Raw genomic sequence first — 24,338 nt, forward strand, 5'->3', positions numbered from 1 at the left:
TCGTGCGGGCCCGGCGTCGGGGCCTCGATCGGCCGCGACTCGATCACGGCCATCCGGGGGCCGACGGGATGTCCCCGTTCTCGACGGCTTTCGCCAGTTGGGCATGGTCGGCAGCGTTCTGGTCGGCGTAGGCATAGGCGAATGAGATGAAGGCCTCGGCGACCTTGTCGCGTTTCGCACTGTCCTGTGTCTTGCCGCCGTGCTTGTCCCCTTTGGCGGTGCTGGACTTGCCGCCGCCGAGGTAGTCGGTGATCGCCCGCGCGTCACCGCTTCGAGCATGCGCGCGGGCCAGCACCCGGCCGCAGGCATACGCGAACTGCGGGAGCCGGGGTGCGAGCATCTCACCGGTCGGGATGACCTTCCCATCGCGGAACTGGCGTACGTAGAAGTCATAGCCGTCGACCGACGTCCATCCCAGGAACATGTCCGAGGCGCTCTGGATGAGCCGCTGCCCGTGGACCACCCGTGAACCGTGGTTGCCATATGTGCTCGGCTGCAGGTGCTGTTCGTAGACCGACGCGGTGGCCTGTTTCACCTGGAGGAACAGTGGGTCGTGGGTGACATGCTCCTCGTTGAGTATGAGGAATACGCGCATGCCGACACTGCCGACTCCCACCACCTGCTGGACCACATCGACGGCATTGAATCGTGACAGCAGGCTCGAGAGGTGGTCGGGTGTGGACTCGTGGTAGACCGTGATCGCCTCGCCGAGCAGTTCGGTGAAGTCCGACAGCGCGTGCATGCGGTACGGCGGCTTCTCCTTGATGCGCCGCTCACCGTCGACCACCATCGTCAGCTTCTTGCTGGCGCCGCGGCTGGTCCGCTTGCGGGCCCGCTTCTCGATGAGTTCGTCGAGTTTGGTGTCGTCGCTGCTCGATCCCTCGGTGAGTCGCACCAGATCGGTGGCCTCCACCTGGTCGTACCAGACGTCGAGGATGGGTGTGCGCGAGTACTCCCCGATCTGGGTCCGATACCCCGGTAGCCCGCCTCGATCGCCGCGGTGACGGACTTGGCCGGGATCTTCTTGTCGCCGCCGAGGACCACCAGGCTGGCCAGGAAGCGCTTCAGGTCCCATTCGAACGGCCCGGCAAGCGTCTCGTCGAAGTCGCGGAGATCGAAGGCCAGGTTGCGTTCGGGGGTGTTCCACAGACCGAAGTTCAGCACGTGGGCGTCGCCACAGAGCTGGACGGTGAGGTCGGTGTGTGCCGACGAGGCGAGGTCGGCGGCCATCACCGCTGCCGCGCCGCGATAGTAGGTCCACGGTGACGCCGACATCCGCCCGTGACGCATGGGCACCAGCCGCTGGTCGCGAATCTCGTTCTGCGCGAGGATCGTCTGTAATGGGTCGTGTCCCCGCGTCGCAGGGTTCCACTCGGCAAGACTCTTACGCGGCACCACTTTGCGCTCGAGCCGGCCCGCGCCGTCGTGTTCGGGGACCGGCACACCCGCGTGGACCAGGTTCGTCGAGCGCGCCGTGGCCACCGCCTGGTCGGCTTGATCGGCCGAACCGGCATCACCAGGGCCGCCCTGCGGGGCCGAGCTGTCTGAGGTCGAGGTGTCCTGCGCCGCCATTCTCGGATGATAGAACGATCGGCGTCGTTCGACGTCGATCGCCGACGCGGGCTCCGCTGTTGTCGGAGTGATCACGCGGGCGGTGCCGGACACCCGCCGCCCTGACCGCCTAGGCTGAGCGCCATGACAGTCGCGATTCCCGAAGGGTACGAGGATCTTCTCGAACGTCCGATAGTGGGCGTGCTGGCCACGATCAGCCCGGCCGGCGTACCCAACGCCACGCCGATGTGGTTCAAGTGGGAGAACGGGATGCTGCGCTTCACGCACACCAAGTTCCGCAAGAAGGTCGCCAATCTTCTGAAGAACCCGAACTTCTCGTTCGTGATCACCGACCCGGACAATCCGTACCGCTACCTCGAGGCCCGCGGCATCGTCGACTCGATCGAGCCCGACCCGACCGGCGCCTACTACGTGGTGCTCGGCCAGCGTTACGGCAACGCCGACCAGCAACCGCCCGACGACTCCCGCGACCGCATCATCCTGAACCTCGACGTGACCTACTTCGGCAAGAAGTAGCGTCGCCACGTCGCGGTCACTGCCGGGGGTGATCGGCGACCACGCGCAACGTGGTCACATCGGGATCGCTTGCGCCACGCACGTATCCACCCGGCGATGCCGACACCGCTTGCAGGAAGGCCACCACCTCAGCGGTGATCACTTCGCCCGGAAGCACGTTGGGGATACCGGGCGGGTAGGCCGCGAGTGACTCGGTGGCCACCCGCCCGATCGCCTCAGCAATCGGAACCGTCTGCGCGGCAGCGAAGTACGCATCGCGTGGCAACATCGCCAGTGATCCTGGTTCGGGCAGACGCAGCGCAGGTGGCTCCGGGGCGTCGCCACCGGGGGCGAACGAGTGCAAGGCCGCGATCACACGGTCGATATCGACAGCGACGCCGGGCGCGACCAGCGCCACCACGCACCGGTCGGTCGAGATCTCCAGGTAGATACCGTGATCGGCCAGCAAGGCCTCGTGCACAGCGTGACCGTTGAGTCCCGCGACACTCACGTCGATCGACACCCGCAATGGATCGGTGGCGACGATGTCGCAGAAGCTTCCGAACCCGTCACTGACGATCCCGAACCGTCCGCCTGCCCGGATTCGGGCACGCAACTCGTCGGCGAGGGCGATGGATGCACCGATTCCGTCGGAGCCCTTCTCGAGTCGATCTCGCGCGATGTCCAGGGACGCCAGCAGCAATGCGCTGCAACTCGTCGACTGTGCCATCAGATTCGCTCGGGCGATCAGCGGTTCGAGTTCATCGGCGAATCGTCCCTCGGCGAGATGCAGCATCGCCGACTGTGTGAGACTCCCGCCGAGTTTGTGTGTGCTCGAGATCAGCAGATCGGCGCCCAGGTCCAGCGGGTTGCCGGGGAGATCGGGGTGGAATCCGAAATGCGGTCCCCACGCGCCGTCGACGATCAACGGCACCTCCCGCTCGTGGGCGACTTCGGCCAGACCCGCGACATCGGCGACCGCACCGAAATAACTCGGCGACACCACGAAGACCGCCTTCGGCGACTCGACGGAATCGAGCCGGTCGCGCAATGCGTCCGCAGTGACGCCGTGGTGGATCCCCATCACGGCGTCGATCGACGGTTGCACGAATCGCGGTGACAGACCGGCGATCACCGCGCCATCGGTGAACGACGAATGCATACTGCGCTGTGCGACAACAGGATCCGATGGTCGCCGAAAAGCACCCAGAGCGATGCACGCCACTCGGTTGGCCTGCGATGCACCGTTGGTCATGAACCACGTCCGCCGCGCGCCCCACGCCCGGGCGGCCATGTCCAGCGAGCGCTGCAGCGGGTTGTCGATCCCCTTGTCGATTCCGGTGATCAGCTGCGGGAGATCCAACTGCAGGGTGCGCTCGCCGAAGAACGACGCGAGGGTGGGCGCGGCCTGCACATCAGCCGCGTGACCGGGAACCATCAACCGGATGCTGTCGCGCGCAGCGTGTGCAGCGATGGCATCGGCGTACGGGGTCGACGACATCGCAGCCATGTCCAGGCCGTCGCGCAGGTCGGAGAACTCGAGTGTCATACGCACATCGTCGCTCGCACGCGCTCCATACAGAAGAGCGACTATTCTGCAACCATCCATACTGGCTATTTATCCGACCAGCCGTTCGCGAATGCGAGGGACGTCCCCATGCTCGACCTCCGCCAACTGCGCGCGCTCCGCGCGGTGGCCGATACCGGATCGGTGCTCGCAGCCGCCCGAGTGCTGGACTGGAGCCAGCCGACAGTCTCACACCATCTCTCGGCACTGAGCCGGCTGACGGGTACACCCATGGTCGAGGCATCGTCATCGGGAACCGTCCTGACTGCGGCCGGGCGGGCGTGGCTCCCGCACGCTCAGGCGCTCCTCGACCGCGCGGCCCAGGCCCAGGACGACGTGAGAAGTGAACTCGCGCAGTCGCGGCGGCGGATACGCGTCGGCATCTTCCCCACCGCGGCCGCATACCTGTTGCCTACCCTCGTCCAGGCGGCGGGCACCCTCGGCCTCGAACCACGGATCACCGAGACCGAACTCGACGGCCTGCTCGACGGCATGGCGGCCCTGCGTCTGGACATGGCCATCGTCTACGGCCGCCGCGGCGGCACCCGGCTGCCGCGTGGGAGTCGTCGCATCCCACTGACCACCGAACGCCTCGCGGTCGCGTTGACGCGCAACCACCCGTTGGCGTCAGACCCCGGGCTGACGTTGGCGATGTTGCGGAACGAACGCTGGATCCTCGGGACCACCGATTCCGATCCGGTCGACCTCGCGCTGTTCGACGCGGCCCAGAGCTCGGGGTTCACTCCCCTGCCGGGCCCCCGCAGCGACGACTATCGGGTCATCTCCGCGTACGTCGCCGCCGGGCTCGGGGTGGCGTTGATCCCCGAACTCGCCCTGTCCGGGGTCAACGAGGACGTGGTCGTCGTCGAGATCGACGAACCCAATCTGGAGCGGAAGGTGTCACTCGTCGTGGCGCCGTGGATCGAGGGCACTGCCGTCGACGCCATCGTCACCGCGCTGCGCGCCGAACTGCCGCCGGCCCCGACGTCTGCGGTCGGACGCGAACCCTAGTCCACATCCGACAGTCCACATCCGACAGTCCACGTCCGACCGACGACCACCCGTACCAGACGACAGCCGAAGTACTAGAAGTCCCAGTCCTCGTCCTCGGTGTTGACCGCCTTGCCGATGACGTAGCTCGACCCCGACCCGGAGAAGAAGTCGTGGTTCTCGTCGGCGTTGGGTGACAGCGCCGAGAGGATCGCCGGGTTCACGTCGGTCTCGTCACGCGGGAACATCGACTCGTAGCCGAGGTTCATCAACGCCTTGTTCGCGTTGTAGCGCAGGAACTTCTTGACGTCCTCGGTGAGGCCGACCTCGTCATACAGCGACTCGGTGTAGTCGGTCTCGTTGTCGTACAGCTCGAACAGCAACTCGAAGGTGTAGTCCTTGAGCTCCTGCCGGCGCTCGGGCGTCTGGGTCTCCAAGCCGCGCTGGTACTTGTAGCCGATGTAGTACCCGTGCACTGCCTCGTCACGGATGATCAGCCGGATGAGATCAGCGGTGTTCGTGAGCTTGGCCCGGCTCGACCAGTACATCGGCAGGTAGAAGCCCGAGTAGAACAGGAACGATTCCAGCAGCGTCGAGGCGACCTTACGCTTGAGCGGATCGTCGCCACGGTAGTAGCCCATGACGATGTTGGCCTTGCGCTGCAGATAGTCGTTCTCCTCCGACCAGCGGAACGCCTCATCGATGTCCTTGGTGGAGCACAGTGTGGAGAAAATCGAGCTGTAGCTCTTGGCATGCACCGATTCCATGAAGGCGATGTTGGTGAGCACCGCTTCCTCGTGGGGGGTCGAGGCGTCCGGGATCAGCGACACCGCGCCGACCGTGCCCTGGATCGTGTCGAGCAGCGTCAGACCGGTGAACACCCGCATCGTGAGCTGCTTCTCGTATTCGGTCAGCGTGTTCCACGACGGGATGTCGTTGGACACCGGCACCTTCTCGGGCAGCCAGAAGTTGCCGGTCAGCCGATCCCACACCTCGGCGTCCTTGTCGTCGGTGACCCGATTCCAGTTGATCGCCGACACACGGCTGACCAACTTGATGGGTGCACCGTCGGCGGGGCTGTGTGGGGTGGTCGTCATGGGAATCCTCACGTCTCGAAACCTGCCGCTGGTATTTAGCGCAGCGCTGGCAACCAATGTATTCGCCGACCCCGCGCGTGCCCGAGGCGACACACGCTAAGACACAACATCTGGTGCGGATGGGGAGCAATGGACCCCAAGTCATGGGGTGAACCAAGTCATGGGTTCAACCGTCCGTTGCGGTCAGGTCAGGCCGGGTCGCGTGGCAGCTAGGTGACGTGGACGAGATCGAGGATCTCGTCGGCGACTGAGCCCTCACCGGCGACGTCGAGTTCCTTGAGAGCTCTGCGATGCCAGAGCGCGAGCAACAGATCGGATGCACTCCCACGCAGCGCCGCATCGGCTTTGACGTGGCCTCGGGTCACATCGAAGCCCCGAGGGGTCACCGTGAGCACCCATTCGCCGTCGGTGTGGTCATGCGCGTGCAGATGCAGCGTGCGACCCAGAAGATGTTCGGGCACACCGGGGCCCATCTCGACGAACCGCGGTGCGAACAGTTCGAGCCACTCGTCGATGGCGGCAGCGGCCACCCCGGCCTCGATGGGCCGCTCGTCGCCGGCGCGCGTCGCCGAGTCGAGGTCGAATCGATGCACCGCGACCTCGTTGGCCTGCCGACGACACCACCATGCGTTGGTCCGCTCCCCCACGAAGGTCTTCGCCGGCGCATCAGGATCGCGCTGCCGGAGCTCCCGCACCAGCAGATCACGACCGTCGCAGTACCAGTCGATCACCGTTGCGTCGTCGGGGAACGCGATGGTGTCGTATCCGCGGTAGAGACCTGTCTGGCACACCTTGTCCGCGGCCCACCGGTGCACGGCACCGGTGTGGCCGATCACGTCATGCACGGTCCACCCGGGGCAGGTCGGTACCGGGGCGGCCAGCTGCGCCGGATCGGTATCGATCAGGCGGTCTCCCTCGGCGACGATCACCTCGAGCCACATGTCTGCGTTCATGTCGCACAGTGTGCACGAGCCGACGCGCGCGGGAAGCGGCGTCGGCTCGTGTCGACCAGATCTCACACGATCACAGCATGCAGGAGACGCAGCCCTCGACCTCGGTACCCTCCAAAGCCATCTGACGCAGCCGGATGTAGTACAGCGTCTTGATTCCCTTGCGCCAGGCGTAGATCTGAGCCCGGTTCACGTCACGCGTGGTGGCGGTGTCCTTGAAGAACAGGGTCAGGCTCAGCCCCTGATCGACATGCTGCGTGGCCGCGGCATAGGTGTCGATGATCTTCTCGTAGCCGATCTCGTACGCATCCTGGTAGTAGTCCAGGTTGTCGTTGGTCATGTACGGCGCCGGGTAGTAGACGCGGCCGATCTTGCCCTCTTTACGGATCTCGACCTTCGCGGCGACCGGGTGGATCGAACTCGTCGAGTGGTTGATGTAGGAGATCGATCCGGTGGGCGGCACGGCCTGCAGGTTGCGGTTGTAGATGCCATATTTCTGCACGGACGCCTTGAGCTCCCGCCAGTCGTCCTGCGTCGGGATGGTGATCTCGGCCTGCGCGAACAACTCTCGCACGCGTTCGGTGCTCGGCTCCCACACCTGCTCGGTGTACTTGTCGAAGAACTCACCGCTGGCGTACGTGGACTCGTCGAAGCCGGCGAACGCCCGCCCACGCTCCTGCGCGATCTTGTTCGAGGCCGCCAACGCGTGGAACAACACCGTGTAGAAGTAGATGTTGGTGAAGTCGATGCCCTCGTCGCTGCCGTAGAACACCCGCTCACGAGCGAGGTACCCGTGCAGGTTCATCTGCCCGAGGCCGATCGCGTGGGACTCATTGTTGCCCTTCTCGATCGAGGGCACCGAGGTGATGGCTGTCTGATCGCTGACCGCGGTCAACCCGCGGATCGCCGTCTCGATCGTCCTGGCGATGTCGGGCGAGTCCATCGTCTTGGCGATGTTCAGCGAGCCGAGGTTGCACGAGATGTCCTTGCCCACATGGGCATAGGACAGATCGTCGTTGTAGGTCGACGGTGTGGAGACCTGCAGGATCTCCGAGCACAGGTTGGAATGGGTGACCTTGCCGGCGATCGGATTGGCCCGGTTCACCGTGTCCTCGAACATGATGTAGGGGTAGCCCGACTCGAACTGCAACTCGGCCAGCGTCTGGAAGAATTCGCGCGCCTTGATCTTGGTCTTGCGGATCCGCCCGTCCTCGACCATCTCGTGATATTTCTCGGTCACGCTGATGTCGGCGAACGGCACACCGTAGACGCGCTCGACGTCGTACGGGCTGAACAGATACATGTCGTCGTTGTTCTTGGCCAGTTCGAAGGTGATGTCGGGGATCACCACACCCAGGCTCAGCGTCTTGATGCGGATCTTCTCGTCGGCGTTCTCCCGCTTGGTGTCGAGGAAGCGGTAGATGTCGGGATGGTGGGCGTGCAGATACACCGCACCGGCACCCTGCCGCGCGCCGAGCTGATTGGCGTAGGAGAAGGAGTCCTCGAGCAGCTTCATGATCGGGATCACGCCCGAGGACTGGTTCTCGATCTTCTTGATCGGGGCGCCGTGCTCGCGAATGTTGCTCAGCAGCAACGCGACCCCGCCGCCGCGCTTGGACAGCTGCAGTGCGGAGTTGATGGAGCGCCCGATGGACTCCATGTTGTCCTCGATACGCAGCAAGAAGCACGAAACAGGCTCGCCGCGCTGCTTCTTACCCGAGTTGAGGAAGGTGGGGGTCGCCGGCTGGAAACGGCCCTCGATGATCTCGTCGACCAGTGCGCGTGCCAGTGCGGTGTCACCGTCGGCCAGCGTCAGCGCCACCATGCACACCCTGTCCTCGAACCGCTCGAGGTAACGCTTGCCGTCGAAGGTCTTGAGTGTGTAGCTGGTGTAGTACTTGAACGCACCGAGGAAGGTCGGGAAGCGGAACTTCTTCGAATAGGCATGTCCGAACAGCAGTTTCACGAATTCACGGTCGTACTTGGCGAGCACCTCGGGCTCGTAGTAGTTCTCCTCCACGAGATAGTCGAGCTTCTCGTCGAGATCATGGAAGAAGACCGTGTTCTGGTTGACGTGCTGCAGGAAGTACTGGTTGGCAGCCTCGCGATCCTTGTCGAACTGGATCTTGCCCTCGGCGTCGTACAGATTCAGCATCGCGTTGAGCGCGTGATAGTCGTGTTCTGCGGGCGAATGACCCGCAGGGTCGGCATGCGCACCCGACACCCCGACGGTGGTGCCTTCACGAACGGATGTGGCGGTTGGCGACACTGTGACTCCTGAGGGTTGTTGCGTCTTGGTCGGGAGGGTGAAGTCGAAAGGGTGAAGTCGAGGGGTGGATCAGTGCTGGCCCGCGCCGGGCAGTGGACTCACACCGTGACGGCGTGATCATCGACGGTGCGCGACACCACGGTGCGCGAGAACTCGGCCAACCCGTCGCGGACCCGCTCGACGTCGTGAGCTGTCCCCATCAACTCGAACCGGTACAGGTAGGGCACTTTGCACTTGGCGGCGATGATGTCGCCGGCCAGACAGAACTCCTCGCCGAAGTTCGAGTTCCCACCGGCGATCACTCCCCGGATCAGCGACCGGTTGTGCGGGTCGTTGAGGAACCGTATCACCTGCTTGGGAACGAATCCCCCACCGACGGAGCCGCTTTGGTGCTTGCCTCCGCCGTAGGTCGGACAGATGAGCACATACGGTTCGTCGATCGAGAGCGGCTGGTCGCGACCGGTCAGAGGTATCCGCATCGAACGCATCCCGAGTTTGTCGACGAATCGACTGGTGTTCTCCGAGACACTCGAGAAGTAGACGATCAACAGCGGTTCGTCCAACAGCGGTTCGTCCAACAGCGGTTCGTCAGCCCGACGATCGGCGCAGCGGCGGGTATCGACGGAGGTGTGCGTCGGCATACCAGCGGTCATCGTGACCACTCCCTCCCATCGTGACTCGGGGGCCGGATCAGACGCCGACGGGCCCGGGGGCTACCGGGCCCGTCGACTTCTCTGCTTGGTGACGAACGAACTACTGCTGCGCTGAACCTTCTTCTGCGCTGGCGCGCGCTCAGGCAGCGGCCACAGCCAGGGCCTTGATGCGATCGGGACGGAACCCCGACCAGTGGTCGTCACCGACCACCACGACCGGCGCCTGCAGGTAACCCAGCGCCATCACGTAATCGCGGGCCTCGGCATCCTCGGTGATGTCGACCACGTCGTAATCCAGACCCTGCTTGTCGAGTGCCTTGTAGGTCGCATTGCACTGGACGCAGGCGGGCTTGGTGTACACGGTGATGCTGCTCATGAGGTCGACTCCTTCAGCTCCGAGAGATATGTCGTGAGTGCGGGGTACAGAGAACATCCGAGCGCTTCCCCGCACCCGAATGCTGTGAGTCAGTTGTTGCCGACGACCCCCGGATACGTACCCGGCGAACGTCGTGTCGAGCGATTTGTCATAGCAATCCCGAACCGTGTAACAGGGCGCGCCGACCGTGCTCCAACCGAGCGTTCTCGCCACAACCTGTCGTGCTGACCGGGTGCTGGAAACACTACACCTAGTGGCGTCAGGATGGGAACACCACAACAGCTTGCGAATCACATTCGTGATATTCGCTGGTCGGAGCCATGCACGCTGGCAAAGACAACCACCGCAGCGGCGTGTCGCATCACCGTCGATGCCACACGAGGGTCGATGCCGCATGAGGACTGTCTGCCCGTGGCACCTGCACCGCATGACGCGACGGTATCGGCTGCCACCGACATCCCGGGCCCGCGACCGCCGCGCAGACCCGCGTCCTCGCTCGACCGGCGCGCGACGACCGCAGAACGAGAACGGCCCCGGACCGCCGTCACCGGCGATCTGGGGCCATTGATTCTCACCGGGCCCCACCCCTACCGACCACGAGGTCGATCGACGGGCGGCGGCCCCGGCACTCTCAGGCGGGCACGCCCGAGAAGTCGACGAGCCGGGTCAGCGCGCCGCGAACCTTGTCCACGACCTGCTCATCCTCGGCGGCGCGGTCGTAGGTGGACGACTGCAGCCCCACCTCGACGTCCTCGACGACGCGTGCGCCAGCGATACCGACAGCCTTGCGGGTGTCGTCATGCGACCACTTGCCACCGAAGCGACCAAGCGATGCACCGATCACCGCGACCGGCTTGTCGGTCAGCGAGCCGTTGCCGAACGGACGCGACGCCCAGTCGATCGCATTCTTGAGCACGGCCGGAATGGTGCCGTTGTACTCAGGGGTGACCACGAGCACCGCATCCGCATCGGCCACCGCGGTACGCAGGCGGGTCACGGCCTCGGCGACCTGGTCGCCGTCGATGTCCTCGTTGTGGAAGGGAAGCTCATCGAGACCCTCGAACAGGCTCACCGACACGCCTTCGGGGGCGAGGTCACGGGCCAGCTCGGCGAGTTCCTTGTTCTTGGACTCCTGACGAAGACTTCCGACGAGCGCCAGTACTGATGTCGCCATGAAGGCATCCTCACTTCCCCGGCTGTGTACCGGTCACGTGGCTGATATCTGATCACTCGTGTAAACGGACTCGAGTCCGAGACAATTCCGTACTGCGGTGTGTGTCCGATCACCCACCCGGGCGTCTCGATCGACCAACGCCGGATATGCACTCATTGCGCCGCACCCGCGGTCGTCTACGCTCATGCGCATGGTCGGTCCGTCTGCGCGTGAACCCGAGACGGTGTCGCTGACGCCGCCGGACGCCCTGACCGTGACCGCCTGGGCTCAGGACTCCGAGCGGGCCGATGCGGCTCGGAATCGGCAGCTGCTTCTCGATGCCGCGACACAGCTGATCGAGGAGCACGGCGCGGCCGCTGTCACGATGGATGCCGTCGCCAAGGCCGCTGGTGTGGGTAAGGGCACGGTCTTCCGCCGATTCGGCAGCAGGACCGGACTCATGCACGCGCTGCTCGACCGGTCGGAGACAGAGTTGCAGCGCTCGTATCTGTACGGCCCGCCACCGCTGGGTCCGGGTGCGCCCCCCGACGAGCGACTGCTGGCCTTCGGACGCGCACGACTGCAGACCGCATATGCCCATCTCGACGTGCTCGCCGAGGCCGAGGGCGCGGGAATCGAACGACTGATGCATCCGGCCGCGACCGCGTCACGACTGCACATACGGATTCTGCTGCAGTCCTTGGGTTTCGGCGACGGCCTCGAGACCCTGACGCTGACACTGCTCGCGCCGATGGATGCCTCGGCGCTGCGGTTTCTCCTCGATCAGCACCTGACGCTCGAGCAGATCATCGCGCAATGGGAACGCACCGCGCGCATGTTGATCGCCGGTCGCAGTCACCAGCCCTAGCCCGCCCGCGGGCGTACGTGACCCTAGCCCGCCCGCGGGCGTACGTGACGTCGCGCAGCAGTACGGTCAGCCGACCAGACGCGCCGCGTCGAGGTCCGTCGCATCGGCGTCGGTCCCGGATTCGTCGACCGGACGCGTCGCCAGGCCGGGAACCAGCGCTCGGTAGAACACCGCACGCGAGGCCGCAGCATGCACCACCACGTCGGGGTCGCTGTCGGGGATCCACGCCCCCGCGCCGGCGGGCACGGTGGCCGAAGGAGATCCGTCGATCGGACGTACCTCGATCGCGCCGGCGGTAGTCAGCAGGATCTGCGGCCCGGGCATGTCGAAGCTGATCGACGAGGCGTGCACGAGTCCGGTGCCGTCGAGTTCCACCCGCGAGAGCCGGAAGTCCGCAGCCAGCGTCAGATAGATCCTCTCGGCGTTGAGGTTTCGCACCGTCGGGCTCAGGTCTGCGGGCGCCACGGGGGTGAAGTCCAACACCCTCAGCAGCTCGGGCACGTCGACGTGTTTGGTGGTCAGACCACCACGCAGGACGTTGTCGGAGCTGGCCATGATCTCGACGCCGGTGCCGTAGAGGTAGGCGTGCAGGTTGCCCGCACCCAGGTAGAGGGCCTGCCCGGGCTGCAGGGAGATCCGGTTGAGCAGCATCGCGGCCAGTACACCCGGATCGGCCGGATACATCTCGCCGAGCTCGAGCACCGTGCGGCACTCCCGGGCGAACACCGTGCCGCCGCTGTTGAGGTAACGCACCGCGCCATCGAGGACCGCCGGGATCAGCGTCTGCAGTGTCGGATCGGGCAGGGTGATCCACGTGGTGAACAGGGCACGCAGTCCCGACGAGTCGGGACTGCCCACCAGCAGTCCCAGATAGCTGTCGAGCTCGGGGGTCTGCAGTGCGCGGAGCAGTTCGATGGTCGACTGCGGATCCCGGAACCCCGCAAGCGCCTCGAACTCGGTGAGGGCGACGATCAGTTCGGGCTTGTGGTAGCGGTCGCGGTAGTTGCGCTCCGGCGCGTCGAGCGGCACGCCCAGGTCGTTCTCGCGTGCATAACCCTGCGCGGCCTGCTCCGAGGTCGGATGAGCCTGCAGCGACAGAGGCTCTTCGGCGGCAAGCACTTTCACCAGATAAGGCAACCGGTCGCCGAACTCCGACACTGTCGAGGCGCCGAGTTCACCGCAGGCATCGTGTTCGATCGCGGCGAGCAGATCTTCGCCGTCACCCGGCTGCGCCCCGGCGTCGCCGAGCCACGGAGAGGGTGAGGCGGGGTGTGCGCCGAACCAGAGCTCAGCCTCGGGATGCGGTGACGGAACGGGCATCCCGCGCAGCGCGGCCAACGAAACCCGCGAACCCCAGGCGTAGGGACGGACGACTCCCGCGATCAGTCTCATCCCTGCGCGCCCATCAACTCGAGGTACACCGATGCCATCTCGATCCGGCTCTCCAGCAGGATCAGTTCCGAGGCCCAGCCACCACCGGACGCCGATGCCGGCGTCTCAGGGTCATCGCCGCCGGCCGATGTCATCACGTAGACATCGGTCAAAGCCGAAACCTGCTGGCGCACAACCCACTCCCTGTCGGTGGTGCAGATCGCGACCAGTTGCGGCGACGCCGCGGCCGGGCCGTCGATCTGCGGGTCGTAGAAGATCGAGTCCGCTGCAGCGGCGGCGCCGCCGCGCATCTGCAGACCGGAGAACGTTTCCACCGCCTCGCCCAGCGCCACCGGGGTGCTGACCACCCCAGCCGTCGTCGCGGCGACCGCGGCGGCACAGGCGGCGATACCGACAGCGGGCGGTCCGTCACCGGCCCACACCACCGGACGCTGCGCCAGACGCGTCGCGAGCAGCTTCGCGTCGTTGCGGAAGGTCTCATTGGCCGGACTGTTGCGGGCGACCTCGATGTCGAGCGCGTCGGCCAGAGCGTCAAGGTCGGGCAGCGGTTCGGAGACCCGGACGCGGCGCAGCGCGGCCAGGACGGCCAGCAACACCGCGACATGACCGACGAACCGGAACCGGCGGGGCACCATCACGCGGGGCGACAGGTCCACCATCGCCCCGGTCGCCACCTCACGGACCGGACCCTCGACAGGGCAGCCGATCACCACCTCGGCGCTGCGTCTGCCGGCACGCGCGATCGCATCGGGCAGGCCCGGCGCGGCCGCGTCGTCGCCGCACACCACCACCACGTCCAACGGCCCCACCCAGCTCGGCAGGGTCGCCGTGCACACCAGCGGGACATCGACGGCCGCGGCATAGGCAGCGATCACGAACTGTGCTGCGCGCCAAGCACTGCCGACCTCACAGATGATGACCACACTTCTGGGGTGCAGCTCGGCCAGCGTCTCGAGAACGCCCTCACGCTGCGCCTCGGCGACCGAACGAACCTGGGCACCCGCACGCGCGACCGAGTGCAGATCACGCGCCACATCAGCGGCGTTGACCGCATCGACATCGTCGAGGTCGGACAGTCCCGTCAACATGAGCCCAGAGTAGACATCGGCGTGCCGGCTCGCTGGAAACCGGCTCGCGCGATCGGGGTCGGTGCGGTCATGCTCCTACGTTCAGCCGACAGGGCCGCGATCAACGGGGAAGCGCGATCAACCGGAAAGCGCGGTCAGTCGACCGGATCGGGCAGGACGCGCAGATGTCCGCGGCGGCCCGGGCGGGTCGAGGACCGCCCGTCGCGGCGGGCGGCGTCGGCACGCAGATGTGCGGGGCCTTCGGCGCCGGTGGTCGGGCCGGGCACCGGCCCCGACGGACGCCGGGAGTAGGAGGGACCAGGAGGGATCGGCATGTCGGCGCGCTCCTCGCCGCGGGGAGCGGTGAACTCCACCCGGCGACCACCGCTCACCTCGCGAACCACCCCGTCGCCGAGCGCACCCTCGCGGACAGCCTCGGCGAGGGCGGTGAGATCGTCGTCGTCACGGACGGGGCGCGCAAACCCCGTCCCGCTGCGGATCATCTCCCACCCGCGGGGAACGGTGACGCGTGCGGCGTGGCGCTCGCAGAGATCCCACGAATGGGGCTCGCTGACAGTTGCCAACGGGCCGACGACAGCGGTCGACTCGGCATAGACGAATGTCAGGGTCGCCACCGCCGCATCGGCGCATCCCGGCCTGCAGCATTGACGTGGAAGCCTCACAATGTCCGAGATTATCCCCGGCGTCTGCGCCCCGCCCGCCGACACGCCCGCCGGATCGTCACGATCGGGTCGGCAGAACCGAACACGCCGCACGCCGCGACGCTCGAACACCACAGACCGCACCGAGGATTAAGATCGCGCCATGCCGGATCCCGTCGAACGGCGCACACGCACTGCGCGCTCCGACCGCCCCCGCCCGCGACGTCGGCGCGGGATACGCGTACGCGACCGTCGCGGCCGTGGTCTGCGTTCGACGTTGCTGCCCCAGACGGTCCCGGCCTCCAACACGCGCGCCGAATCGTTCGACGTCGTGGTTCTCGAGGCGTTCGCCGAGATCGACGCTCGCTGGCACGACCGGCTGCGTGATCTCGACATCGCAGTCGACGACATCCCGCGGATGCTTCCGCGCGACCCCGAGTCGATCCAATGGCCCGACGAGGTCACCGCCGACGGGCCGATCCCGCTCGCGCGTCTGGTCCCGGCCGGTATCGACAGTCATGGTCGCCCCACCCGGGCACGGATCGTGGTGTTCCGCCGCCCGCTCGAGAGCCGGGCCAAGCGCGGCACCGATCTCCTCGACCTGCTCCACGAGGTCCTTGTCCAGCAGGTGGCCACGCACCTCGGGGTGGACGAGGACACCATCGACCCCGATTCCTACTGATCGATTCCTGACTGATCGATTCCTGACTGATCGATTCCTGACTGATCGATTCCTGACTAATCGCCGTCCACACGATCTGACGGCCGCACTGATCGCCGGCCTGGCGGCCGACGATCGGCTCAGATGATGCCGCGCTTGAGGCGGCGACGCTCACGCTCGCTGAGGCCGCCCCAGATGCCGAACCGTTCGTCGTTCGACAGGGCGTATTCGAGGCATTCCGACCGCACTTCGCAGCCCTGGCAGATGCGCTTGGCCTCGCGGGTCGATCCGCCCTTCTCGGGGAAGAACGCCTCGGGATCGGTCTGCGCACAGAGTGCGCGGTCCTGCCACTGTTCCTCGACGGTCTCGAACAGACCCTCGAAGTCGGCCAGGCCGGCACCGGCGACCGAGGTGGTGCAGTCGCCGGCGACGGGCGGCTCCACGAGTCGCAGATGCGGGCGGCTGGGATCAGCCAGCCGATCACCCAGCGACTCCGTACCGGACGAATCCGCACCCGAAGCCCCTACACCGAAGGGTGCCGGCGTGGACGAATTCGGTTCGGCCACAGCCGAATCGACGTCCATATTGTTCGCCTCGCGAGCTTCGGTCACATATGCGGCTCGGGCCTCGAACTGCGGTTCTAGGCTGTTGCTGCGCTCAAAAGCCATCGTCCCGCCTCCTCATCTGAGCTTGCCGTTTTCCCTACGCCCGCGGTGTGGACTCACCCGGGACGATCGACTCCTGCTGGACATGCCACCCGCCGAGGGCGGATGTCCACGTCTGGATTGGTGGTGTTGTACTGCCATCACGCGCCGCCACCGAGGTGAAGGCACCACGATCGTGTCGGCCCGGGTGGCCACCAGGTTTGAACCATGTTTCGAACATGTGGTCGAACATGTTGTGTTCCAACAATTCTCGATCACAAACCTGGAATGACACTGCTGTAATTAGACACGGGATCGGCCACTCAGGTCAAGCCGATGAGCAAAATGCTTTACCACTTGATCCCCTCGAATGACAGTGACGACACGAGCATAAAGTGGACCCTTGTGAAGATCACCGTCCTCGTCGGCGGCGTCGGCGGCGCCCGCTTCCTGCTCGGCGCCCGCGAACTCTTCGGCCGCACCCCGTTCCCCGACGACCCAGCTCCCGGCGACAACACGGTCACCGCGATCGTCAACGTCGGCGACGACGCGTGGATGCACGGCGTGCGGATCTGTCCCGATCTGGACTCGTGCATGTACACCCTCGGCGGTGGCATCGACCCCGAACGCGGCTGGGGCCGTGCCGGCGAGACGTGGCATGCCAAGGAGGAACTCGCCGCCTACGGCGCGGACCCGGACTGGTTCGGCCTGGGTGACCGCGACCTGGCGACCCATCTCATCCGCACACAGATGCTCGACGCGGGGTTCGCGCTGTCCGACGTCACGGCCGCACTGTGCCGGCGCTGGGATCCGGGCGTGCGATTGCTGCCGGTCACCAACGACCGCCATGAGACGCATGTGGTGGTGGCCGCACCCGAGGGTAGGCCGCTGCCGTCGGGCGAGACAGCGCCGGATCTGGCCGGCGGCAGCGACGGCGAGATCGCCAAGATCGCCATCCACTTCCAGGAGTGGTGGGTGCGATATCGCGCCCAGATCCCCACTTACGGCTTCGCCCAGGTCGGTTCCGACGAAACTGCCCCTGCGCCAGGCGTTCTCGAGGCGATCGCCGAGGCCGACCTGATCCTGTTCGCACCCAGCAATCCGGTGGTCAGCATCGGTGCGGTCACCTCGGTGCCGGGTGTTCGCGCGGCGCTGCGCTCGGCCGCTGCACCGGTGGTCGGCATCTCCCCGATCATCGCCGACCGGCCACTGCGGGGGATGGCCGACGAATGCCTCTCCGCGATCGGGGTGCCGACCACCGCACAGGCCGTCGGCGAGCACTACGGCGCCCGCTCGGGCAACGGTCTGCTCGACGGGTGGCTGATCGCACCGCAGGACACCGCTGAGATCCCCGGCGTCGCGGTCGCCTCGGCGCCGTTGCTGATGTCGGATCCGCAGGCGACCGCCCAGATGATCATCGACGCGGGCGATCTCGTGGGTGTCGACGTGAGGCCCACACGGCGATGACCGACGACATCATCGACTCTTCCACCGGCGAGGCCGTCGAATCCCCGTCCGACCACGCCCCCACCGATCAAGCCCCCGCTGATCACGGCACAGCCGCGAGTATCGAGATCCGACCGGTGACCGGTTTGCGACGTTTCGCACCCGGTGAGGACCTCGCCGGTGCGATCATCGCCGCGGCCCCGTGGCTGGCCGACGGCGACGTCGTGGTGGTCACCAGCAAGGTGGTCTCCAAGGTCGAGGGCCGTATGGTGCCCGCACCTGCCGACCCCGACGAGCGTGATGCGCTGCGCAGACGACTGGTCGAGCAGGAGGCCGTGCGGGTGGTCGCCCGCCGTAACCGCACCCTGATCACCGAGAACAAACTGGGTATCGTCGCCGCGGCCTCGGGGATCGACGGATCCAACGTCGCCGCCGACGAACTCGCACTGCTCCCCGAGGATCCCGATGCCTCCGCGCAGGCGCTGCGCGAGGCGATCGGACAGCGCACCGGACGTGACGTCGCCGTGGTCATCACCGACACGATGGGGCGGGCGTGGCGGATCGGGCAGACCGACGCCGCCATCGGTTCGGCGGGACTGGCGGTGACCCACCCCTACGAGGGGTCGGTCGACGACTACGGCAACCCGCTGGTGGTCACCGAGGTGGCCGTCGCCGACGAGATCGCCGCCGCCGCCGACCTGGTGAAGGGCAAACTCACCGGCGTACCCGTCGCGGTGGTCAGGGGTCTGCGGCCGCGCGACAACGGCTCGCGCGCCCGCGACCTCGTACGCACGGGATCCGACGACATGTTCTGGCTCGGCACCGCCGAAGCCGTCGAGACCGGCCGCCGGCAGGCGCTGCTCACCCGACGTTCGGTGCGCACGTTCACCGACGAACCCGTGGCGGCCGACGACATCCGTGCCGCTCTCGGCGAGGCGCTCACCGCCCCCGCACCGCACCACACGCGCCCGGTGCGCTTCGTCTGGCTGCGCGACCGGTCGTTGCGCAGCCGACTCTTGGACGGCATGGCCGAGGCCTGGCGCGCAGATCTGCTCGCCGACGGCACGTCGCCGGAGTCGATCGACAGACGCGTGGCCCGCGGACGCATCCTCTACGACGCCCCCGAGGTCGTGATCCCGGTGATGGTCGGCGAGGGCGCACACGACTACCCCGACGAGCGGCGCACGGCCGCCGAGGCGACGATGTTCACCGTGGCCGTCGGCGCCGCGGTCCAGGCCTTCCTCGTGGCGCTGTCGGTGCGCGACATCGGCAGCTGCTGGATCGGTTCGACGATCTTCGCGCCGGAGATCACGTGTCGCACACTGGGACTCGACCCCGACGCACGACCGATGGGCGCCATCGCGATCGGTCACGCTGCTGATCGCGAGACGGTGGCGCTGCGTGAGCCCGCTTCGACTCAGGGTCTGGTGATCGAACTGTGAGTGCCTCCTCGCTCCACGCGTCGGCAGTGGATCTGCTCACCGGGTGGACGCCGCCGGACACAGACCAGGACTCCGTTCGCCACACGGTCCTGGCATTTCTGGCCGCCGTTCCCGACGCATGCCTGCGGGCGAGCGTCCCCGGCCACATCACCGCCTCGGCGATCGTCTTCGACGAGACACTCGACAACGTGCTGCTGACCCTGCATCCGCGGGTGGGCAAATGGATCCAGCTCGGCGGCCACTGCGAACCCACCGACACCACCGTCGTCGACGCGGCGACCCGCGAGACCCGCGAGGAATCGGGTCTGCCGGAGCTGTCGGTGACCGGCGACCTCGTGGAGATCCACACCCACCCGATCACCTGTTCGCTGGGCGTGCCCACCCGTCACCTGGATCTGCGGTTCGCCGCGGTGGCCGCCGGCGTCCGGCCCACGCCGGTGATCAGCGACGAATCGGTGGACCTCGCCTGGTGGCCGATAACCGACCTGCCCGCCGACGCCGAAAGGCCGGTGATCGACGACCTCATCGGCCGTGCTCTGGCCCGATTGAGCTGAACACGCACGATCAACACGCACGGCGAGGTACACGCCCACACCGGCCGCACCGCGAAGTGCGGCGGTCGGCGTCAGCTACCGCCGTCGATGTGGATGCCCTTGCCCACGGTCACCACACCACCGGCGCTGACCGCGAAACGCGAGGCGTCGCGCGCCGCATCGACACCGACGATCTCCCCGGCGGCCACGGTCACGTTCTTGTCCAGGATCGCCCGACGCACCACCGCACCCTTGCCCACGCGCACACCCGGCATCAGGACCGATCCCTCGACGGTGGCACCGTCGTCAACGATGACATCGGCCGACAGGACCGAATTGCGCACCGTCGCAGCCGAAATGATGCATCCTGAACCGACCATCGACTCCTGCGCCAGGCCGCCGTGGACGAATTTCGCCGGCGGCAGGTTCTCCGATGCGTGCCGGATCGGCCAGCGGCGGTTGTACAGGTTGAAGATCGGGTGCACCGACACCAGGTCCATATGCGCGTCGTAGAAGGCGTCGATGGTGCCGACGTCACGCCAGTAACCGCGGTCGCGGTCGGTCGCGCCGGGCACCTCGTTGTCGGCGAAGTCGTAGACATGTGCCTGGCCCTGTTCGACGAAGGCCGGGATGATGTCGCCGCCCATGTCGTGATCGGAGTCGGGATTCTCCGAGTCGGCCACGATCGCGTCGATCAACGCCTGGGTGGTGAACACGTAGTTGCCCATCGACGCGAAGGTCACGTCGGGGTCGTCGGGTACGCTCGGCGGCTCCACCGGCTTCTCGAGGAATCCGGTGATCAATCCCGACTCGTCGGAGTCGATACATCCGAAAGCCGATGCCTCCGAACGCGGGACACGGATACCGGCGACCGTGGCCGCAGCCCCCGACGCGATGTGCGCATCGACCATCTGCTCGGGATCCATCCGGTACACGTGATCGGCACCGAAGACGATGATGTAGTCGGGGGTCTCGTCGTACACCAGATTCATCGACTGCAGGATCGCGTCGGCGCTGCCGGTGTACCACCGCGGCCCGAGTCGCTGCTGTGCGGGCACCGGGGTGATGTACTCGCCGTTGAATCCCGCCATCCGCCAGGTCTGGGAGATGTGGCGGTCGAGTGAATGGGACTTGTACTGGGTGAGAACACACAGTCGCTGGTAGCCGGCATTCACCAGATTCGAGAGTACGAAGTCGATCAGACGGTACGATCCGCCGAACGGCACCGCCGGCTTGGCGCGGTCGGCGGTCAACGGGTACAACCGCTTTCCCTCCCCACCGGCGAGGACGATACCAAGCACGTTCGGCTGCGATCTCACTCTGCCAACCTAGCGAGGTTCGTTGCGCCTAGCCAGACATACACCCGCACCGATCACGTGACCCCGCCCTCGTCTACCGTTGTCGGCCCCCGCCGCGGCCTCGCGGGCGCACCGTCCGCATCCGGACAACCGACTGTGCGAGCGCGCGATTGGTGTCGGCTGGCGGGAAGCCGGGACGACAGATAGCGTCGGGGAATGCGCGTGGCGATGATGACCCGGGAGTATCCGCCAGAGGTCTACGGTGGAGCCGGAGTTCACGTCACCGAATTGGTTCGACACCTGTCACGACTGGCGACGGTCGATGTCCATGCCATGGGCGCACCGCGTCCGGGTGTTCACGTCTACGGTGCCGACCCTCAGCTCGACGGGACCAATCCGGCACTGCAGATGCTCTCGACCGATCTGCGGATGGCCGTGGGCGCCGAGGGTGCCGACGTCATGCATTCACACACGTGGTACACCGGGCTCGCCGGGCATGTCGCGGCGACCCTCTACGGCGTCCCCCACGTGCTCACCGCGCACTCTCTGGAACCGCGTCGACCGTGGAAGGCCGAACAACTCGGCGGCGGCTACCGCCTGTCGAGTTGGGTCGAACGCAACGCGGTCGAGTACGCCGACGCGGTGATCGCGGTCAGTTCGGGAATGCGAGCCGACATCCTCGACGCCTATCCGCGTCTCGACCCCGCCCGGGTCCACGTGGTGCGCAACGGGATCGACACCACCGTCTGGTATCCCGTCGACGACACCTTCGACGAGTCCTCTCCCCTGTCGCGCCTCGGTGTGGACCCGACCCGACCCATCGCCGCTTTCGTCGGGCGCATCACCCGGCAGAAGGGGGTCGGTCACCTCATCGCCGCCGCACACCATCTGGACCCCGAGATCCAGCTCGTACTGTGCGCGGGCGCGCCCGACACACCCGAGATCGCTGCACAGACCGCCGAGGCCGTCCGCGAACTCGCCGCCTCACGGCGTGGTGTCTACTGGGTGCAGGATATGCTCGGCCAGCCTGAGATCCGTCAGATCCTCAGCGCAGCAACGGTTTTCATCTGCCCATCGATCTACGAGCCGTTGGGGATCGTCAATCTCGAGGCCATGGCGTGTGCCACGGCGGTGGTCGCCTCGGCCGTGGGCGGTATCCCCGAGGTCGTCGACGACGGCGTGACCGGCGTGTTGGTCCCCTACCACGAGGACGCGCCGGCGGACTTCGAACGGGGCCTCGCCGAGGCCGTCAACGCCGTGGTCGCCGATCCGCAGCGCGCCCGGGCGATGGGTGTCGCCGGACGTGAACGGGCCGTCGCGGAGTTCTCCTGGGACACGATCGCCGAGCAGACGATGGACGTCTACGCTCAGGCGCGCTCGTCTCGCTGATCGCCGCCGAGGTCGGCGGCCACCCTCGGGCGGGGACTGAAGACACTGACCACCAGGGACAAGGTCACATTGGTGTGGCCGAGTTCTGCTGCACGCGCGGCGATCTGATCGGGCGAGAGGTGAAAGGCACTCGGCCCCATGGCCACGAGATCCTCGATCTCGGAGACCCCCAGTGTGCGGTGATACTCCACCAGTTCCTCCGACGCCGGGGTGAAATCCTCCGACATCACCGCGGCAAGCCGTTCGGCCTTGCCGTCGTCGACGGAGAGCATGCCCATGGGAGTGGTGATCTCCTGCAGATGCCGGGGCGTAGGCGTCACCATCACGATGTGACCGTCCTCGGTGATCACCCGCCGGAACTCCTTGACGTTGCGTGGGGCGAACACCGACAGGACCACCTCGACCGAGGAATCCGCCAGCGGCAGGCGCGCCCACGCGTCGGCGACGATCGCACTCACCGCCGCATCCATCGAGGCGATCATGCGGGCGGCGTGTTTGGACAGGTCCAGACCGACGCCGCGGACGTCACTCGTGGGACGATCCGAGGCGAGCCGGCGGATCACCGCGGCCAGATACTGTCCGGTTCCCGCGCCGATGTCGGCCACCGCGAGACGTTCGCCGACCAGCGGCAGCTGTGCGATCATGTCGGCGACGGTGGCCAGTGCCGGGAAGAAGAACGGGGAGGCCAGCACACGCGAGCGCGCCGAGAGCATCTCCGGGGTGTCCGACCGCATCCGGGTCCCGCCGCCGGTCAGCATCGTCACGAACCGCTTGCGGGAGATGTCGAAGGAATGGCCCGACGTACAGACCAGGGTGTTACCGGTGAATTCGAACCGATTGCCACATAGCGGGCATGCGAGGATGTCGAGCGCGTTCTCGAATGACGACGTCAGCGCTGGCATCAGGGAAGCTTCGGATCTCGGGCGGTCAGCCGGTGACCCCGCGGAGTTCCTCACCGAGCGCCGCGGCCTCGTCGGCGCTCAGCTCGACGACCAGCCTGCCACCGCCCTCGATGGGGATCCGTACGACGATGCCCCGGCCTTCCTTGGCTGCCTCGAGCGGACCATCACCAGTGCGTGGCTTCATCGCCGCCATGTCTTCTGCTCCCTCCAGACCCTCGACTGCCGAGGCAGCCGCGAAGTCTGATCGTGTAGGTGTTCGGCAGCCGGACGTGCTGTCCCGCCAGACCTGTCCTGTCCATCTTACGGACACCGCCATCGCGATGCGGTCACCGACACCCGGTCGCCGCCCTGTGAGCTCACCACCGGCGACCGGCGGGCCCGCCCGGGCCCGGGTGCGCCCAGGTCAGCGAGTGCGACCGATTCCCTTCTCGTCGCAGACGGCAGCGTCCTCATCCCCGCCATCGGTACGACTGTCGGCAGCACCGCTGTCATCGGTGTGCGCGCTGTCATCGGTGTGCCCGGTGTCATCGGTGTGCGCGCTGTCGTCGGTGTGCGCATCGGCGTCGAGGTCGAAACCCCTGCCGGCGCCGGGCGAGAAGTCCATCGCATCACGACCCTGGAGGGTGACCACGATGTCACGCAACTCGTCGATCTCGCGGGCCAGCTTCTCCAGCGCCCAGTCGACCTCGGACTGCTTGTACCCCCGCAGGGTCTGGGCGAAGCGCAGTGCGCGCACGTCGTTGCCGTCGATACCCGTGCGCGGAAGGCGGGTCAGCGTCGTCGCGCGCTGCAGTGCGGGGAGATCCTCGCCACGGCCGAAGACGAACCACGCCACGGCGAACACGACGATCATCACCAGGGCAGCGACCAGCAGATAGACGAGCAGGGTTTGCACGACTCCCACTATCCCAG

24 protein-coding genes and 1 pseudogene are annotated in these 24,338 nt (G+C 66.6%); 8 read left to right on the plus strand and 17 right to left on the minus strand.

Going from position 1 to position 24,338, the window contains the following annotated elements; genetic code table 11:
• Positions 1 to 43: 43 nt before the first annotated feature.
• Both IEW22_RS04640 and IEW22_RS20665 read right to left on the minus strand, forming a co-directional pair.
• On the minus strand, positions 44 to 1,075 hold the full coding sequence (locus IEW22_RS04640) for a DUF2252 family protein (protein WP_407066591.1): 1,032 nt from the start codon (positions 1,073 to 1,075) through the stop codon (positions 44 to 46).
• Positions 1,045 to 1,572, minus strand: a pseudogene (locus IEW22_RS20665) (DUF2252 family protein); the annotation flags it as partial. The pseudogene IEW22_RS20665 and the gene IEW22_RS04640, both read right to left, overlap by 31 nt.
• Positions 1,573 to 1,695: 123 nt before the next feature.
• Between IEW22_RS20665 and IEW22_RS04645 the strand changes: the two are divergent.
• A complete protein-coding gene (locus tag IEW22_RS04645; protein WP_188585424.1) occupies positions 1,696 to 2,088 on the plus strand; it encodes a TIGR03618 family F420-dependent PPOX class oxidoreductase in 393 nt (130 codons plus the stop codon).
• A gap of 16 nt (positions 2,089 to 2,104) precedes the next feature.
• Here IEW22_RS04645 and IEW22_RS04650 read toward each other — a convergent pair whose 3' ends face one another.
• Positions 2,105 to 3,616: an aminotransferase class I/II-fold pyridoxal phosphate-dependent enzyme gene (locus tag IEW22_RS04650; RefSeq protein ID WP_229742177.1), complete on the minus strand. Its 1,512-nt coding sequence runs from the start codon at positions 3,614 to 3,616 to the stop codon at positions 2,105 to 2,107.
• A 108-nt stretch (positions 3,617 to 3,724) separates the two neighbouring features.
• Here IEW22_RS04650 and IEW22_RS04655 point away from each other — a divergent pair, with 108 nt between their 5' ends.
• Complete coding sequence (locus IEW22_RS04655) at positions 3,725 to 4,645, plus strand: LysR family transcriptional regulator (protein WP_188585425.1); 921 nt, start codon at positions 3,725 to 3,727, stop codon at positions 4,643 to 4,645.
• A 74-nt stretch (positions 4,646 to 4,719) separates the two neighbouring features.
• Here IEW22_RS04655 and nrdF read toward each other — a convergent pair whose 3' ends face one another.
• The 6 genes from nrdF to IEW22_RS04685 form a co-directional block, all read right to left on the minus strand.
• A complete protein-coding gene (gene nrdF / locus IEW22_RS04660) occupies positions 4,720 to 5,721 on the minus strand; it encodes a class 1b ribonucleoside-diphosphate reductase subunit beta (RefSeq protein WP_188585426.1) in 1,002 nt (333 codons plus the stop codon).
• A gap of 209 nt (positions 5,722 to 5,930) precedes the next feature.
• On the minus strand, positions 5,931 to 6,674 hold the full coding sequence (locus IEW22_RS04665; RefSeq protein WP_188585427.1) for a maleylpyruvate isomerase family mycothiol-dependent enzyme: 744 nt from the start codon (positions 6,672 to 6,674) through the stop codon (positions 5,931 to 5,933).
• A 70-nt stretch (positions 6,675 to 6,744) separates the two neighbouring features.
• The gene (gene nrdE / locus IEW22_RS04670) at positions 6,745 to 8,940 is read right to left on the minus strand and encodes a class 1b ribonucleoside-diphosphate reductase subunit alpha (protein WP_188585428.1); all 2,196 of its coding nucleotides are present in this window, start codon (positions 8,938 to 8,940) and stop codon (positions 6,745 to 6,747) included.
• Between the two features lie 98 nt (positions 8,941 to 9,038).
• Positions 9,039 to 9,593, minus strand: a complete 555-nt coding sequence (gene nrdI / locus IEW22_RS04675) for a class Ib ribonucleoside-diphosphate reductase assembly flavoprotein NrdI (protein ID WP_229742178.1) — start codon at positions 9,591 to 9,593, stop codon at positions 9,039 to 9,041.
• A gap of 139 nt (positions 9,594 to 9,732) precedes the next feature.
• Positions 9,733 to 9,969 carry a redoxin NrdH gene (locus IEW22_RS04680; protein ID WP_188585429.1) on the minus strand — a complete coding sequence of 79 codons (237 nt, stop codon included), beginning with the start codon at positions 9,967 to 9,969 and terminating at the stop codon, positions 9,733 to 9,735.
• A gap of 631 nt (positions 9,970 to 10,600) precedes the next feature.
• The gene (locus IEW22_RS04685) at positions 10,601 to 11,143 is read right to left on the minus strand and encodes an NAD(P)H-dependent oxidoreductase (RefSeq protein WP_188585430.1); all 543 of its coding nucleotides are present in this window, start codon (positions 11,141 to 11,143) and stop codon (positions 10,601 to 10,603) included.
• A 190-nt stretch (positions 11,144 to 11,333) separates the two neighbouring features.
• Between IEW22_RS04685 and IEW22_RS04690 the strand changes: the two genes are divergently transcribed.
• Positions 11,334 to 11,990 carry a TetR/AcrR family transcriptional regulator gene (locus IEW22_RS04690; protein WP_188585431.1) on the plus strand — a complete coding sequence of 219 codons (657 nt, stop codon included), beginning with the start codon at positions 11,334 to 11,336 and terminating at the stop codon, positions 11,988 to 11,990.
• A gap of 66 nt (positions 11,991 to 12,056) precedes the next feature.
• Here IEW22_RS04690 and manA read toward each other — a convergent pair whose 3' ends face one another.
• The 3 genes from manA to IEW22_RS04705 form a co-directional block, all read right to left on the minus strand.
• Positions 12,057 to 13,382 (minus strand): mannose-6-phosphate isomerase, class I, encoded by a 1,326-nt coding sequence (gene manA / locus IEW22_RS04695; protein WP_188585432.1) that lies wholly within the window; start codon positions 13,380 to 13,382, stop codon positions 12,057 to 12,059.
• Positions 13,379 to 14,470, minus strand: coding sequence for a hypothetical protein (locus IEW22_RS04700; RefSeq protein ID WP_188585433.1), 1,092 nt, complete (start codon positions 14,468 to 14,470; stop codon positions 13,379 to 13,381). The genes manA and IEW22_RS04700 overlap by 4 nt, the downstream gene beginning before the upstream one ends.
• Positions 14,471 to 14,604: 134 nt before the next feature.
• On the minus strand, positions 14,605 to 15,132 hold the full coding sequence (locus IEW22_RS04705) for a DUF3499 domain-containing protein (RefSeq protein WP_188585434.1): 528 nt from the start codon (positions 15,130 to 15,132) through the stop codon (positions 14,605 to 14,607).
• Between the two features lie 142 nt (positions 15,133 to 15,274).
• Here IEW22_RS04705 and IEW22_RS04710 point away from each other — a divergent pair, with 142 nt between their 5' ends.
• Positions 15,275 to 15,793: a metallopeptidase family protein gene (locus IEW22_RS04710; RefSeq protein WP_188585435.1), complete on the plus strand. Its 519-nt coding sequence runs from the start codon at positions 15,275 to 15,277 to the stop codon at positions 15,791 to 15,793.
• Between the two features lie 119 nt (positions 15,794 to 15,912).
• On the opposite strand, the gene IEW22_RS04715 is transcribed toward IEW22_RS04710, so the two are convergent.
• Entirely contained in the window at positions 15,913 to 16,164 is a 252-nt protein-coding gene (locus tag IEW22_RS04715; RefSeq protein ID WP_188585498.1) for a WhiB family transcriptional regulator, read from the minus strand.
• Between the two features lie 657 nt (positions 16,165 to 16,821).
• Between IEW22_RS04715 and IEW22_RS04720 the strand changes: the two genes are divergently transcribed.
• Genes IEW22_RS04720 through IEW22_RS04730 form a run of 3 tightly spaced genes read left to right on the plus strand, consistent with a single transcriptional unit; the run spans position 16,822 to position 19,858 of the window.
• Positions 16,822 to 17,883 carry a 2-phospho-L-lactate transferase CofD family protein gene (locus IEW22_RS04720; RefSeq protein ID WP_188585436.1) on the plus strand — a complete coding sequence of 354 codons (1,062 nt, stop codon included), beginning with the start codon at positions 16,822 to 16,824 and terminating at the stop codon, positions 17,881 to 17,883.
• A complete protein-coding gene (locus IEW22_RS04725) occupies positions 17,880 to 19,304 on the plus strand; it encodes a coenzyme F420-0:L-glutamate ligase (protein WP_188585437.1) in 1,425 nt (474 codons plus the stop codon). Before IEW22_RS04720 ends, IEW22_RS04725 begins: the two co-directional genes overlap by 4 nt.
• Positions 19,301 to 19,858, plus strand: a complete 558-nt coding sequence (locus IEW22_RS04730) for an NUDIX hydrolase (protein ID WP_188585438.1) — start codon at positions 19,301 to 19,303, stop codon at positions 19,856 to 19,858. Before IEW22_RS04725 ends, IEW22_RS04730 begins: the two co-directional genes overlap by 4 nt.
• A gap of 71 nt (positions 19,859 to 19,929) precedes the next feature.
• Here IEW22_RS04730 and glgC read toward each other — a convergent pair whose 3' ends face one another.
• The gene (gene glgC, locus IEW22_RS04735) at positions 19,930 to 21,156 is read right to left on the minus strand and encodes a glucose-1-phosphate adenylyltransferase (protein WP_188585439.1); all 1,227 of its coding nucleotides are present in this window, start codon (positions 21,154 to 21,156) and stop codon (positions 19,930 to 19,932) included.
• A 195-nt stretch (positions 21,157 to 21,351) separates the two neighbouring features.
• Between glgC and glgA the strand changes: the two genes are divergently transcribed.
• Complete coding sequence (gene glgA, locus IEW22_RS04740; RefSeq protein WP_194440720.1) at positions 21,352 to 22,524, plus strand: glycogen synthase; 1,173 nt, start codon at positions 21,352 to 21,354, stop codon at positions 22,522 to 22,524.
• Here the strand turns inward: glgA and IEW22_RS04745 are convergent.
• The 3 genes from IEW22_RS04745 to IEW22_RS04755 all read right to left on the minus strand — a co-directional run bounded on the left by IEW22_RS04745 (position 22,503) and on the right by IEW22_RS04755 (position 24,321).
• Positions 22,503 to 23,426 (minus strand): putative RNA methyltransferase, encoded by a 924-nt coding sequence (locus IEW22_RS04745; RefSeq protein ID WP_188585440.1) that lies wholly within the window; start codon positions 23,424 to 23,426, stop codon positions 22,503 to 22,505. The two genes, glgA and IEW22_RS04745, sit on opposite strands and share 22 nt — an antisense overlap.
• A 25-nt stretch (positions 23,427 to 23,451) precedes the next feature.
• Positions 23,452 to 23,619 carry a DUF3117 domain-containing protein gene (locus tag IEW22_RS04750; protein ID WP_076479797.1) on the minus strand — a complete coding sequence of 56 codons (168 nt, stop codon included), beginning with the start codon at positions 23,617 to 23,619 and terminating at the stop codon, positions 23,452 to 23,454.
• Between the two features lie 210 nt (positions 23,620 to 23,829).
• Positions 23,830 to 24,321, minus strand: a complete 492-nt coding sequence (locus IEW22_RS04755) for a DivIVA domain-containing protein (protein ID WP_188585441.1) — start codon at positions 24,319 to 24,321, stop codon at positions 23,830 to 23,832.
• Positions 24,322 to 24,338: the final 17 nt, after the last annotated feature.

It is taken from the genome of Gordonia jinhuaensis, from assembly GCF_014639795.1.
GTDB lineage: Bacteria > Actinomycetota > Actinomycetes > Mycobacteriales > Mycobacteriaceae > Gordonia_B > Gordonia_B jinhuaensis.

What these genes read in the sequence shown, in the direction of transcription:
- IEW22_RS04640 (WP_407066591.1), bottom strand. Translation starts at nt 1,075, where the DNA reads ATGGGACCTGAAGCGCTTCCTGGCCAGCCTGGTGGTCCTCGGCGGCGA.
- IEW22_RS04645 (WP_188585424.1), top strand. Translation starts at nt 1,696, where the DNA reads ATGACAGTCGCGATTCCCGAAGGGTACGAGGATCTTCTCGAACGTCCG.
- IEW22_RS04650 (WP_229742177.1), bottom strand. Translation starts at nt 3,616, where the DNA reads ATGACACTCGAGTTCTCCGACCTGCGCGACGGCCTGGACATGGCTGCG.
- IEW22_RS04655 (WP_188585425.1), top strand. Translation starts at nt 3,725, where the DNA reads ATGCTCGACCTCCGCCAACTGCGCGCGCTCCGCGCGGTGGCCGATACC.
- nrdF (WP_188585426.1), bottom strand. Translation starts at nt 5,721, where the DNA reads ATGACGACCACCCCACACAGCCCCGCCGACGGTGCACCCATCAAGTTG.
- IEW22_RS04665 (WP_188585427.1), bottom strand. Translation starts at nt 6,674, where the DNA reads ATGAACGCAGACATGTGGCTCGAGGTGATCGTCGCCGAGGGAGACCGC.
- nrdI (WP_229742178.1), bottom strand. Translation starts at nt 9,593, where the DNA reads ATGACCGCTGGTATGCCGACGCACACCTCCGTCGATACCCGCCGCTGC.
- IEW22_RS04680 (WP_188585429.1), bottom strand. Translation starts at nt 9,969, where the DNA reads ATGAGCAGCATCACCGTGTACACCAAGCCCGCCTGCGTCCAGTGCAAT.
- IEW22_RS04685 (WP_188585430.1), bottom strand. Translation starts at nt 11,143, where the DNA reads ATGGCGACATCAGTACTGGCGCTCGTCGGAAGTCTTCGTCAGGAGTCC.
- IEW22_RS04690 (WP_188585431.1), top strand. Translation starts at nt 11,334, where the DNA reads ATGGTCGGTCCGTCTGCGCGTGAACCCGAGACGGTGTCGCTGACGCCG.
- manA (WP_188585432.1), bottom strand. Translation starts at nt 13,382, where the DNA reads ATGAGACTGATCGCGGGAGTCGTCCGTCCCTACGCCTGGGGTTCGCGG.
- IEW22_RS04700 (WP_188585433.1), bottom strand. Translation starts at nt 14,470, where the DNA reads ATGTTGACGGGACTGTCCGACCTCGACGATGTCGATGCGGTCAACGCC.
- IEW22_RS04710 (WP_188585435.1), top strand. Translation starts at nt 15,275, where the DNA reads ATGCCGGATCCCGTCGAACGGCGCACACGCACTGCGCGCTCCGACCGC.
- IEW22_RS04725 (WP_188585437.1), top strand. Translation starts at nt 17,880, where the DNA reads ATGACCGACGACATCATCGACTCTTCCACCGGCGAGGCCGTCGAATCC.
- glgA (WP_194440720.1), top strand. Translation starts at nt 21,352, where the DNA reads ATGCGCGTGGCGATGATGACCCGGGAGTATCCGCCAGAGGTCTACGGT.
- IEW22_RS04745 (WP_188585440.1), bottom strand. Translation starts at nt 23,426, where the DNA reads ATGCCAGCGCTGACGTCGTCATTCGAGAACGCGCTCGACATCCTCGCA.
- IEW22_RS04750 (WP_076479797.1), bottom strand. Translation starts at nt 23,619, where the DNA reads ATGGCGGCGATGAAGCCACGCACTGGTGATGGTCCGCTCGAGGCAGCC.